Raw genomic sequence first — 12176 nt, 5'->3', positions numbered from 1 at the left:
TTTTGTGTATCGCTATAAAAGGCGTTAGCTGAAGAATTTCTTATTAGTGTATTTTGGCACAGTACTTGCTTTATTATAAGTGAGTACGCTAACAGAGTGCTCAAAATTGTAGCAAGTCTTTTAGCATCTGGCCTTGTAGTAACAGGAGGTGGTGGGATGGTAATGGATATTCGACTTACTCGTATCGATGATCGTTTGATTCATGGTCAGGTAGCAACGGTTTGGTCCAAAGCAACAGGGATTGAGCGAATCTTAGTAGTCAGTGATGAGGTTGCAAATGATGAGTTGCGTAAGTTCCTATTGAAACAAGCTGCACCACCTGGAATCAAGTCCAATGTTGTCACAAAAAGAAAACTGATTGAAGTGTATCAAGATCAATTGTTTGATGGTATGAAGATTATGTTGCTGTTTGCTTCGCCACAAGATGTGGTGGATGTCGTTGAAGCAGGTGTTGATTTACAAATAATCAACATTGGCGGGATGCGATTTAGTGAAGGCAAGAAAATGATCACTAATTTTATTTCTGTTGATGGAAAAGATATCCAGTCTTTTCTTAGATTAGCAGAAGCAGGGATTGAATTAGAGATTCGCCAAGTACCGACAGACAGAAAGACCGATTTGATACAATTGATCAAAAAAGAAAAGATGCTGCAGTAAATGAATTTTGGTTACAGGTTTTTTAAGAACTTATTTATATTTTTGAGCTGTAACAATAATAAGTAGGAGGTATAAAGATGGTAGGAATTATCATTGCTAGTCATGGTGAATTCGCTAATGGTATCTTGCAATCCGGAGCAATGATCTTTGGAGAACAAGAAAATGTCAAAGCTGTTACTTTGATGCCAAGTGAAGGACCGGATGACATTAAAGCAAAAATGAAAGAAGCAATCGCCTCTTTCGAAAACCAAGACGAAGTATTGTTCTTAGTCGATCTTTGGGGTGGAACTCCGTTCAACCAAGCAAACAGCTTGTTTGAAGAACACAAAGACAAGTGGGCAATCGTTGCTGGTATGAACTTACCAATGTTGATTGAAGCATATGCTTCACGTTTCTCAATGGAAACTGCGCATGAGATTGCTGCACATATTTTAGGTACAGCTAAAGAAGGCGTAAGAATTCGTCCAGAGGAATTAGAACCAGCTGAAGCAGCTCCTGCAGCTGCAGTAGAAAGCAATCAACCAACAGGTTCAATCCCAGAAGGAACAGTCCTTGGTGATGGTCACATCAAATTTGTATTGGCTCGTGTGGATTCTCGTTTACTTCATGGACAAGTTGCAACTGCTTGGACAAAAACAACAGGTCCTAACCGGATCATCGTTGTTTCAGATGCAGTAGCAAAAGACGATCTTCGTAAAAAATTGATCGAACAAGCTGCTCCCCCAGGTGTTAAAGCAAATGTTATCCCTGTTGAAAAAATGATTGAAATTTCAAAAGACCCTCGTTTCGGTAATACCAAAGCGTTGTTGTTATTTGAAAACCCTGAAGATGTATTACGAGCTGTAGATGGCGGTGTTGATATTAAAGAAGTCAACGTTGGCTCAATGGCTCACTCAGTTGGGAAAGTCGTAGTAAGCAAAGTATTGTCAATGGGACAAGAAGATGTTGATACTTTCGAAAAATTGAAAGCACAAGGAATCAAATTTGATGTACGTAAAGTACCAAATGATTCTAAAGACAACATGGATGAAATCCTAAACAAAGCAAAAGCTGAATTGAAAAAAGCTTAAGTAACGAAAATTAACTTAAATAGGAGGGCTTATAATGTCTGGTATTTCAATGGTATTAGTAGTAATCGTTGCCTTTCTAGCAGGTATGGAAGGGATTTTGGATGAATTCCAATTCCACCAACCGCTAGTAGCATGTACATTAATTGGTTTAGTAACCGGTAATTTAGAAGCTGGGATCGTCCTTGGCGGCTCACTTCAAATGATCGCCTTAGGTTGGGCAAACATCGGGGCTGCCGTAGCACCGGATGCTGCGTTGGCATCTGTTGCATCTGCAATTATTTTAGTTTTAGGTGGTCAAGGAGTTAAGGGTGTTTCTTCAGCTATCGCAATCGCTGTTCCTCTAGCTGTTGCCGGCTTGTTCTTAACAATGATCGTTCGTACATTGGCTGTGCCAATCGTTCACTTTATGGATACTGCTGCTGAAAAAGGTGAAATGCGCAAAGTTGAAATGTGGCATATCATCGCTGTATGTATGCAAGGGATTCGTATTGCAATCCCAGCTGGTGCATTATTAGTTATCCCAGCTGATACTGTTCGTGGATTCTTAGAATCAATGCCTGCATGGTTAACAGACGGTATGGCAATCGGTGGTGGTATGGTTGTTGCCGTTGGTTACGCAATGGTTATCAACATGATGGCTACAAAAGAAGTATGGCCATTCTTCGCAATTGGTTTTGCTATCGCAGCTATCTCTCAATTAACATTGATCGCACTTGGTGTTATCGCAGTCGCATTCGCTTTGATTTACTTGAACTTACAAGAAAGTTCTGGCGGTTCATCTAATGGTGGCGGAGGCAATACTGGCGACCCATTAGGCGACATTTTGAATGATTATTAATCTTGAAGGAGGAGAAATAAAATGGCAGAAAAAATCGAATTAACGAAAAAAGATCGTTTAGCCGTTGCATGGCGTTCTACCTTCATTCAAGGTTCTTGGAACTATGAACGTATGCAAAATGGTGGTTGGTGTTATGCAATGATGCCAGCAATCAAAAAATTATATAAAACTAAAGAAGACCGTACGTTAGCAATGCAACGTCACTTGGAATTCTTTAATACGCACCCATATATCGCTTCACCAATTCTTGGGGTTACATTAGCACTTGAAGAAGAACGTGCCAATGGTGCACCAGTTGATGATGTAGCAATTCAAGGGGTTAAGGTTGGTATGATGGGACCTTTAGCCGGTGTTGGTGACCCAGTCTTCTGGTTTACTGTCCGTCCGATGTTAGGTGCTCTAGGAGCTTCTCTAGCATTAGCTGGTAACATCATGGGACCAATCATCTTCTTCCTTGCTTGGAATATCATTCGTTGGGCATTCATGTGGTATACACAAGAATTTGGCTACAAAGCTGGTTCTAAAATCACAGATGACCTTTCAGGCGGTTTGTTACAAAAAGTTACTAAAGGTGCATCAATCTTAGGGATGTTCGTGCTAGGAGCTTTAGTAGAACGTTGGGTAAACGTGAAATTCACGCCAGTTGTTTCTACTGTTAAGCTAGACGAAGGTGCATATATCGAATGGGATAAATTACCTGCTGGTGCTCAAGGAATCAAAGAAGCTTTGTCACAACAAGCTTCTGGTCTAGCATTAGATAGTCATAAAGTTACAACTTTACAAGACAACTTGGATCAATTGATTCCTGGTCTTGCTGCATTACTATTGACATTACTTTGCATGTGGTTATTGAAGAAAAAAGTTTCTCCAATCATCATCATTCTTGGTCTGTTTGTAGTCGGTGTTGGCTTACACGTATTAGGCGTAATGTAAGAGAAACAACCAGTAAAATGCTCGGGCTTGCCCGGGCATTTTTTTGCTAAATAGCTGAAAAATAAGTATAATGAGAAACAGATACATATATGGAAATGGAGTAGGTCTAATGGTTCAGTCAATCAATACAAAGGTCGATTTGACGATCGATGCTACCTCGTACCTCGGTGTTGCTGATTACGGAAAAATCATGATCGGTGATAAAGGTTTTGAATTTTTCAATAATCGCGATGCCCGAAAATTCGTTCAGATCCCATGGGAAGAAGTGGATTATGTCGTTGCTTCTGTTGTGTTTAAGGGAAAATGGATACCGCGTTATGCGATCCAAACAAAAAAGAACGGCACGTACTCGTTTGCGTCAAAAGAACCTAAAAAAGTGTTGCGTGCGATTCGTGAACACGTCGATCCTGATCACATGGTTCGATCACTTGGCTTTTTTGATGTCATCAAACGTGGTGTCCGTAACAAATTAAATAAATAAGAAGGAGTCGTTTATCTTAAAGATAGACGGCTTTTTAATTTTGGCACAGACCTCTGTGCCAAAGCTCTAGGTACAATTAATTGAAAGCGGATTATCAACAAGGTATGATAAAAATGTAAACGAAATCATTTTATATCAAGGAGGAAATGAAAATGGAAAATGCTGGACAGAAAAGTGGATTAAAAGCCAAAGTCCAACGACTAGGTAGTCACCTGTCGGGAATGGTGATGCCCAACATCGGAGGCTTTATTGCCTGGGGCGTAATCACGGCACTATTTATCCCAGATGGCTACATCCCTAATGAACAACTTGCCACATTGGTCGGACCAATGCTTTCTTACTTATTGCCATTATTAATCGCTTATACCGGTGGTAGCATGGTACATGGACAACGTGGTGCAGTCGTGGGAGCAATCGCTGCGATGGGAGTGATTGTCGGATCAGACGTACCGATGTTTATCGGAGCTATGATGATGGGACCATTAGGCGGCTGGTGCATTAAGAAATTTGACGAGGCTTTCCAAGAAAAAATCAAGGCCGGATTTGAAATGTTAGTCAATAACTTTTCTTCTGGATTGATTGGTTTTGCGTTAGCAATACTTGGATTTTATGGAATCGGACCAGTTGTTGAAGCGTTGACGAATTTAATGGCATCTGGTGTTGAATCGATCATCAATATGCATCTATTGCCATTAGCCAATATTTTCATTGAACCTGCAAAAATCTTATTCTTAAACAACGCGATCAATCATGGAATCTTGACACCGCTTGGAATTGAACAAGCAGCAGAAACGGGGAAATCGATTCTATTCTTGCTAGAAGCAAATCCTGGACCAGGTCTAGGGATCTTGTTGGCCTTCACGTTATTTGGTAAAGGAGCAGCAAAATCTTCTGCACCCGGTGCAATCATTATCCAATTCTTAGGCGGGATTCATGAAATTTATTTCCCATATGTAATGATGAAACCACTTTTATTCTTAGCTGTTATGGCAGGCGGTGTTGCCGGAACCTTTACTTTCCAATTATTAGGAGCTGGTTTACGAGCTGCAGCTTCACCCGGTTCGATTATTGCCATCATGGCAATGACACCTCCCGAAAGTATTGTTGCAAACTTAGCTGGGATTATCGTTGGCTGTGTGGTTTCATTCTTAGTAGCGATGGTCATCATTAAATCAGACCACAGTGAAGATGACGATTTAGCAGCTACACAAGAAGCAGTTGCCAATGCGAAAGCTCAAAGTAAAGGGCAAGATGGATTAAAAGCAGACAATCAAGCAACATTTGGCAAAGTAAATAAAATCATTTTTGCTTGTGATGCTGGTATGGGTTCAAGTGCAATGGGTGCTTCAGTTTTACGCGACAAAGTGAAAAAAGCAGGATTATCGTTGCCAGTTTCTAATTCAGCAATCAATAATCTGACTGATGATCCAAATGCACTAATCGTAACGCAAGAAGAATTGCATGAACGTGCGGCACAAAAAGCACCGAATGCAACCTTTGTCCAAGTTGAAAACTTTATGAACTCCCCACGTTATGATGAAATCGTAGAAACGTTATCTTCAGCACCGGTTGCAGAAGAAGTGAAAAAACAACCTTTGACCGATGATGTAGTTCAAGGTCTTGCTGATTATTCAAAAATAGATCACATTGTCTTTGGTTATGATCAAGTAAAAGGCTCCGCAAACATGGGGGCAGTGACTTTGAAAAAACTATTGAAAGAAAATGAATTGAACTATCCTGTAACAGTAGTGCCGATCAGTGAATTGCAAGATGAAACAACGGCGTTAATCATCACTAATGAAAGTGAGACAGTCAAAGCAGAACAACAAGCACCAAGTGCGACACATGTACTTTTGACCGATTTCGTTGCTTCGGAAAAATACGACAAAGTCATTCAAAACTTAAAGAAATAAGTAGTCTTTTTCACAGAATCGTATTACTCTTAAAGCAGTGAGGATTCTCACTGCTTTTATCCTTTTGACATTATTGGAGGAGATAATGTGTATTTTTCGATTCGTGAAAAAAAGATACTTTCCCTTTTATTAGATTATCCCAACGGTATCACGCCGGAGGAATTGCAAGATATTTTACGAGTCAGCAAGCGAACGGTCTATCGCGAGATTTCAAGTATTGAAAAGACCATCAAATCGCAAGACATCCAAATCATCAAACCACGAGGCGAAGGCTATCGTATCGTTGGAGAATCGCTGAACCTGGAACAGTTGCAGCAGCAGCTTGGTGAAAAACAAGCAGAATTATTCACAGATAATGTTCAACGACAAAGTGCGATTGTCTGCTCTTTATTATTAATGGACGAAGAAGAGACGATTGAAGGACTGGCGCTTGATTTTAAGGTCAGCCCGGCGACGATTACTTCCGATTTAGCAGCGATTGAAAAAAGTTTGATTGACTATCGTTTAGAATTGCAGCGGCTAAAAGGTCGCGGGATTCGAATCATTGGACGTGAGAAACAGCGCCGCCAGTTATTGAGTAATTTGATTTACAACGGTGTCAGTGAATTTGATTTTTTCCATTTCATTGATTTACTGGATGAATCAGAAACTATGACCAATAACTTCTTTTTAAAATTACTGAGCCAATCAAGTTTATTATTGGCACGTAAGATCTTTGAAAAAATTTCTCAACAAGCTTTTGAACAAGTGACGGACAATCAATTGCAGCGTGTGTTGATTTTACTTGCTTTGTCGATTGATCGAATGAAACAAGAGCGCTTTGTAGAAGTTGAACAAGAAAACAAGGCCAAGCCTGACAGTATGCAGATTGCAGGTCAGGTGATGATTCAAGTAGCCACAACGATCGAAAAATCAATTCCCCCGCAAGAAGTTCGTTTCTTTGCTTTTCAATTAGAAGGCGTGAATTATAAAAAACCTCAAAATATCTTTATTGATAGTTTTGATGTGGAGTTATCGTATAAAATCAAAGAATTGATTCGGCTGGTTTCTGAAACGACAGCAATCGATTTTCGGAAAGATGAACAATTGTTTAATGATTTATCAGCACATATGGCCGCAGCATTGAAACGAAATTTGACGGTCATCCAAGGTGCGAATAATCCATTGTTGCAAAAGATCCGCGAAAAATATCAACAATTGACTACCGCAATCATCCAAGAATTAGCAGTAGTTTTTCCTGATCATCAATTTACTCTTGATGAGTTAGGGTATGTCGTAATCCATTTTGCGACATCTTTAGAACGTCACCCTAGCGGCCATGCGCTTTCAGCTTTGGTGTTATGTTCAAGCGGAATCGGGACGGCACGGATCTTAGAGAGTCGGATTCACAGATATTTAGATGAGATTCAAAATGTTCAAGTAGCTAAAATCTCTGAAATGAATCAGTTGGATTATAAAAGTTATGACCTGATATTAGCAACGGTCTTTCTACCGGGTTTTCATTTGCCATATAAGGTGATTTCACCGCTGCTGCTAGAAGATGAAATCAAAGAGATTAAAGAATATATCCAGTCATTGCATCCAGATAAAATCAACGAAAATATCAATGAGCTCAAACAAGAACCAAGCGCAGCCTTTGATGAAATCTATGAAACGATGCGAATCGCAAATAATCTATTGCAAAATTTTGATGTCCGATCTGTAAAATCGCAAGAAACGATTGAGCAGACATTAGCTGATATCATTGGACAATTACAAGGAACGATCGTCACCGATGCTAAAAAAGTGACAGATAGAGTGATTGATCGATATTTGGTTGCGCCGATTGGTGTCCCCAAAACAAATTTTGCATTGTTCCATTGTGCAGATGTCCATGTCAAAGAGCCGCTATTTACCATTTATGATTTAGATCAGAAATTTATGATCCAAGGGATGGATAAAAAAAGTATTGAATTGACGCGAGTATTGTTATTGCTCGCACCTGATCCAATGCCAGAAAGTCAACAAAGTTTACTAGGAAAAATCAGTAGTTCAGTGATCGAAAGTGACTTGAATACAGAAATCTATAAATTCGGGAACAAAGAGATCATTTATCAATTATTAAGTTCTTTATTTGTTAAAGAGATTCGAGAAGAGTAGAGCTAGAAAAAGCGGGAGGAATTGTAATGGAATTAAAGCCAGAAATGATTTTATTAGATCAAGGATACACAAATAAGGAAGACGCGATTCGTGCAAGCGGTCAGTTGTTGGTAGAAGCTGGTTGCGTTGAAGAAGGTTATGTCGATGCGATGATTGAAAGAAATAAATTGGTTTCTGTTTACATGGGCAATTTTATCGCGATTCCTCATGGAACAGATGAAGCAAAACATTACGTGAAAAAAAGTGGAATCTCAGTCATCCAAGTTCCAAAAGGTGTTCAATTTGGGAAAGATGATACAGAGGACGTAGCGATGGTATTATTTGGAATCGCCGGGATTGAGAATGAGCATTTAGACATTTTGCAAAAGATTGCGATTTTTTGTTCAGATGTTGAAAATGTAGTAAAATTAGCAGATGCAAAAACAAAAGAAGAAGTCATTGGCTATCTTCAGGAGGTAGAATAACATGCAAGCAACACATTTTGGTGCAGGAAATATTGGACGTGGATTTATCGGAGAGATTTTAGCGAAGAATGGTTTTTCCATTGATTTTGTCGATATCAATGAAACAATCATCGATGCGTTGAAGGAGCGAAAAGAATATACAATCCAGTTAGCAGATGAAAGTCAAAAAGAAATCCAGGTCACAAACGTGGATGGCTTGAATAATCAAACTAATCCGGAGGCAGTCATCGATTCTGTCAGCAAAGCCGATATTGTTACGACTGCAATCGGACCAAATATTTTGCCGTTTATCGCAGAATTGATTGCAAAAGGCATCCAAAAACGTCGTAGTGAAGGGAACACAGCTTTTTTAGATGTCGTTGCTTGTGAAAATATGATCGGCGGGAGCCAATTTTTGTTTGAAAAAGTGCAAACATTCTTGTCTGCTGAAGATTTGGCGTATGTTGAACAATATGTAGGTTTCCCCAATGCAGCTGTTGACCGGATTGTACCGGTCCAACATCATGATGATCCGTTATTTGTTTCTGTCGAACCTTTCAGCGAATGGGTCATTGATGCAACGCAAAGCAAAAATAAAAACTTGCGTCTAACGGATGTGGAATATGTCGAAGATTTAGAACCGTATATTGAACGAAAATTATTTTCAGTTAATACAGGTCATGCGACAGTAGCTTATACTGGTGCATACAAAGGGTACGAAACAATCGATGAAGCAATCGCAGATGAAACAGTGTTAGAAAAATTACGTGCCGTACTAGGCGAAACAGGCAGCTTATTAATCAATAAATGGGATTTTGACAAGGAAAAACATTTTGCTTATATTGATAAAATTGTTAGCCGTTTTGAAAACAAATATATTTCAGACAGTATCAGTCGTGTCGCTCGCACGCCGATTCGTAAATTAGGCTATGACGAACGCTTTATTCGTCCGATTCGTGAATTAAAAGAACGGGATTTGTCCTATGGGAATCTAGTTGATGTCGTAGCGATGATCTTGAAATACGATGATCCAAAAGACGAGCAAAGTGTTGAATTGCAAAGCTTATTAAAAGAAAAAACTGTTTCAGAAGTCATTCAACAAGTCACTGCCTTAAAAGATGATCAACTGATTACAGAGATCGTGACAAACTATCAAAAATAAACTTCTCTGACTCCTGCTCAATATTTTGAGCGGGAGTTTTTCTGTGTCTAGTTGTAAAAATGATAAAAAATTAATTTTTGGTCTAGACTTGTTGAAAAAAATAGGAAATGATGATAGGATTGGTGTATACCAAAATGATAAAGGAGCGTTTACCCATGAAAGTAATTCGCGTGAAAGATGCCAATGAAGGCGGAAAAAAAGCATTTGAAATCATCAAAGATGGAATGGCAAACGGTGCAAAAGTGTTAGGATTAGCAACTGGTAGTACTCCTGAAACTTTATATAAAGAAATGACGTCTAGTGAGTTAGATTTTTCAGAAATGACTTCTGTAAACTTAGATGAATATGTTGGATTAGCTGGCGACGATGTTCAAAGTTATCGCTACTTCATGAATGATCAACTATTCAACCAAAAACCATTTAAAGAAACTTTTGTTCCTAATGGTAAAGCTGAAGACTTAGCTGCTGAATGCAAACGATACGATGGCGTGATTGCTAATCATCCAATCGATCTACAAGTATTAGGGATTGGCCGCAACGCTCATATCGGTTTCAATGAACCAGGGACACCATTTGACGTGACTACTCATGTCGTTGAATTGACAGAATCAACTATTGAAGCCAACAAACGTAATTTCGAGAAAGTTGAAGATGTTCCAACTCATGCATTGTCAATGGGAATTGGTTCAATCATGCAGAGCAAAAAAATCTTGTTGATGGCTTTTGGTACTGATAAAGCCGACGCAATCAAAGATATGATCAACGGTTCAGTAACAACAGATGTTCCAGCAAGTGTGCTGCAAAATCATGCTGATGTAACAGTAATCGTTGACGAAGATGCAGCCAGCAAATTATAAAATGTAACGGTTTGTACCAAGGATATTTCCTTGGTACTTTTTTATTTAAAAAATCCGATGACAAACAACCGTTTAGTAAAAATGTTTAAACAGAACACCTTGCTTCTTATTCTTTCTTTGGCTATAGTGAAAACTAGAGAAATTTTTAGGAGGCTAGCAGAAGCGATGCGTTTAGATAAATTTTTAGCCGAAGTTGGTTTAGGAAGTCGCAAAGAAGTTAAACAATTGATCAAACGAGGTCAGATTACTGTCAATCAACAGCTTGAAAAATCAGATAAGCGGCAGATTGAGCCAGCAAAAGATCTCGTCATGTTTCAAGATGAACGATTGCATTATCAAGAATTTTACTACTATTTATTGCATAAACCTGCTGGGGTCGTTAGTGCGACGGAAGATAAGCGCGATCGAACAGTCATCGATTTATTTGATGAAAAAGATTTTCGTAGTGATTTGTTTCCGGTTGGACGACTTGATAAAGATACCGAAGGCTTATTGCTGATTACAAATGACGGTAAATTGGCCCACGAGCTATTGTCACCGAAAAAACATATAGAAAAAGAATATTATGCTGAGATTGATGGCGTAATGACCAAAGAAGATCAACGACGGTTTATTGAGGGGATTGTATTGGATGGGACGTTGACGTTACCGGCAACATTATTGATCGATGAAACGTCAGAAAAAACATCCAAAGTTCGAATCATTTTACACGAAGGAAAATTTCATCAAGTGAAGCGGATGGTCAAAGCTTGTGGAAAAGAAGTGACCTATTTGAAAAGAATCCGAATGGGAGAGCTGACTTTACCAAATGCATTGACGAAAGGAACCTACCGACCGTTGAGTGCGGCTGAAGTAGACCAGTTAAAAGGTTAAGATACTCATTTTTTTCTTGACCGTGCTATACTAAAAGTATCAGCGAGTTGGAACATATCTAATAAAGATGTTGTTAGCAGAAACGAGGAGGCGATGCTCAAATGGATCTGAAATTATCTGTTTATGAAATTATGTTGCGTTTATTTTTAGCCATGATCATGGGTGGCGCCATTGGAATGGAACGTGAATACAAAAACCGACCAGCAGGAATCCGAACGCATATTTTGGTCTGTATGGGAGCGACCATCATTGCGTTGATCCAAGTAGAGATTGCCGATCAAGCATTGCAATACGCCGCGGCGAAGCCAGAATATGTTGGAGTCGTTCGAGCAGATGAAGCTCGGTTGATTGCACAAGTCGTTAGCGGAATCGGTTTTCTCGGTGCTGGGACGATTATGGTCAGCAATCGGTCGGTCAAAGGATTGACGACAGCTGCTTCGATCTGGGCAGGGGCTGGATTAGGAATTGCGATAGGAATGGGCTATTATACAATCGCTGTTTGCAGTTTTGTTGGAATCATTTTGGCGTTGACTGTTGTAAAACGTGTCGTGAGAATCAATGCTAGTAAAAAACTTGAGATACGCTATATTCATCGAGAAGCAACGAAAGAGTTCATTATGAACTACTTTGACAGTAAAAAAATCGAAGTAGAAGATGTCGATTTTGATGTCGATTTTATGGATGATTATCGAATCTATACCAATGTTTATACCATTGATATGCCACGTGGGATGAATTACACGGATGTGATCGAAGATTTATCGATGTATAAAAACATTACAAAATTACGAATGATTAATATCTAAAAAA

General features: G+C 39.2%; 12 protein-coding genes. All 12 read left to right on the top strand.

The window, feature by feature from the left end:
• The first annotated feature begins 156 nt into the window (after nucleotides 1-156).
• Entirely contained in the window at nucleotides 157-657 is a 501-nt protein-coding gene (locus P7D84_RS00330; RefSeq protein ID WP_311804641.1) for a PTS sugar transporter subunit IIB, read from the top strand.
• Nucleotides 658-734: 77 nt separating this feature from the next.
• Entirely contained in the window at nucleotides 735-1727 is a 993-nt protein-coding gene (locus P7D84_RS00325) for a mannose/fructose/sorbose PTS transporter subunit IIA (protein WP_137602978.1), read from the top strand.
• Between the two features lie 34 nt (nucleotides 1728-1761).
• Nucleotides 1762-2565, top strand: coding sequence for a PTS mannose/fructose/sorbose transporter subunit IIC (locus P7D84_RS00320; protein WP_137602979.1), 804 nt, complete (start codon nucleotides 1762-1764; stop codon nucleotides 2563-2565).
• 21 nt (nucleotides 2566-2586) lie between these two features.
• Nucleotides 2587-3498, top strand: a complete 912-nt coding sequence (locus P7D84_RS00315) for a PTS system mannose/fructose/sorbose family transporter subunit IID (RefSeq protein WP_137602980.1) — start codon at nucleotides 2587-2589, stop codon at nucleotides 3496-3498.
• A gap of 109 nt (nucleotides 3499-3607) precedes the next feature.
• Nucleotides 3608-3979, top strand: coding sequence for a DUF956 family protein (locus tag P7D84_RS00310; RefSeq protein ID WP_137602981.1), 372 nt, complete (start codon nucleotides 3608-3610; stop codon nucleotides 3977-3979).
• A gap of 152 nt (nucleotides 3980-4131) precedes the next feature.
• On the top strand, nucleotides 4132-5892 hold the full coding sequence (locus P7D84_RS00305) for a PTS mannitol transporter subunit IIBC (RefSeq protein ID WP_137602982.1): 1761 nt from the start codon (nucleotides 4132-4134) through the stop codon (nucleotides 5890-5892).
• A gap of 87 nt (nucleotides 5893-5979) precedes the next feature.
• Entirely contained in the window at nucleotides 5980-8031 is a 2052-nt protein-coding gene (locus P7D84_RS00300; RefSeq protein WP_311804640.1) for a BglG family transcription antiterminator, read from the top strand.
• A 26-nt stretch (nucleotides 8032-8057) separates the two neighbouring features.
• Nucleotides 8058-8495 (top strand): PTS mannitol transporter subunit IIA, encoded by a 438-nt coding sequence (locus P7D84_RS00295; protein ID WP_311804639.1) that lies wholly within the window; start codon nucleotides 8058-8060, stop codon nucleotides 8493-8495.
• A gap of 1 nt (nucleotide 8496) precedes the next feature.
• Complete coding sequence (locus tag P7D84_RS00290; protein WP_311804638.1) at nucleotides 8497-9636, top strand: mannitol-1-phosphate 5-dehydrogenase; 1140 nt, start codon at nucleotides 8497-8499, stop codon at nucleotides 9634-9636.
• A 155-nt stretch (nucleotides 9637-9791) separates the two neighbouring features.
• Nucleotides 9792-10493, top strand: a complete 702-nt coding sequence (gene nagB / locus P7D84_RS00285; protein WP_311804637.1) for a glucosamine-6-phosphate deaminase — start codon at nucleotides 9792-9794, stop codon at nucleotides 10491-10493.
• A 165-nt stretch (nucleotides 10494-10658) separates the two neighbouring features.
• Nucleotides 10659-11366, top strand: a complete 708-nt coding sequence (locus tag P7D84_RS00280) for a pseudouridine synthase (protein ID WP_137602987.1) — start codon at nucleotides 10659-10661, stop codon at nucleotides 11364-11366.
• A gap of 101 nt (nucleotides 11367-11467) precedes the next feature.
• Nucleotides 11468-12172 carry an MgtC/SapB family protein gene (locus tag P7D84_RS00275; protein ID WP_137602988.1) on the top strand — a complete coding sequence of 235 codons (705 nt, stop codon included), beginning with the start codon at nucleotides 11468-11470 and terminating at the stop codon, nucleotides 12170-12172.
• The last annotated feature ends 4 nt before the right edge of the window (nucleotides 12173-12176 follow it).

It is taken from the genome of Enterococcus dongliensis, from assembly GCF_031927985.1.
In the GTDB taxonomy this organism is placed as follows: domain Bacteria; phylum Bacillota; class Bacilli; order Lactobacillales; family Enterococcaceae; genus Enterococcus_A; species Enterococcus_A dongliensis.
Note: the sequence above shows the minus strand (reverse complement) of the source record. Positions and strands in the feature narration are given on the sequence as shown.

Coding starts and splice junctions, on each gene's coding strand:
- P7D84_RS00290 (WP_311804638.1), top strand. CDS start 8,497: ATGCAAGCAACACATTTTGGTGCAGGAAATATTGGACGTGGATTTATC.
- P7D84_RS00325 (WP_137602978.1), top strand. CDS start 735: ATGGTAGGAATTATCATTGCTAGTCATGGTGAATTCGCTAATGGTATC.
- P7D84_RS00305 (WP_137602982.1), top strand. CDS start 4,132: ATGGAAAATGCTGGACAGAAAAGTGGATTAAAAGCCAAAGTCCAACGA.
- P7D84_RS00320 (WP_137602979.1), top strand. CDS start 1,762: ATGTCTGGTATTTCAATGGTATTAGTAGTAATCGTTGCCTTTCTAGCA.
- P7D84_RS00315 (WP_137602980.1), top strand. CDS start 2,587: ATGGCAGAAAAAATCGAATTAACGAAAAAAGATCGTTTAGCCGTTGCA.
- P7D84_RS00330 (WP_311804641.1), top strand. CDS start 157: ATGGTAATGGATATTCGACTTACTCGTATCGATGATCGTTTGATTCAT.
- P7D84_RS00280 (WP_137602987.1), top strand. CDS start 10,659: ATGCGTTTAGATAAATTTTTAGCCGAAGTTGGTTTAGGAAGTCGCAAA.
- nagB (WP_311804637.1), top strand. CDS start 9,792: ATGAAAGTAATTCGCGTGAAAGATGCCAATGAAGGCGGAAAAAAAGCA.
- P7D84_RS00295 (WP_311804639.1), top strand. CDS start 8,058: ATGGAATTAAAGCCAGAAATGATTTTATTAGATCAAGGATACACAAAT.
- P7D84_RS00310 (WP_137602981.1), top strand. CDS start 3,608: ATGGTTCAGTCAATCAATACAAAGGTCGATTTGACGATCGATGCTACC.
- P7D84_RS00275 (WP_137602988.1), top strand. CDS start 11,468: ATGGATCTGAAATTATCTGTTTATGAAATTATGTTGCGTTTATTTTTA.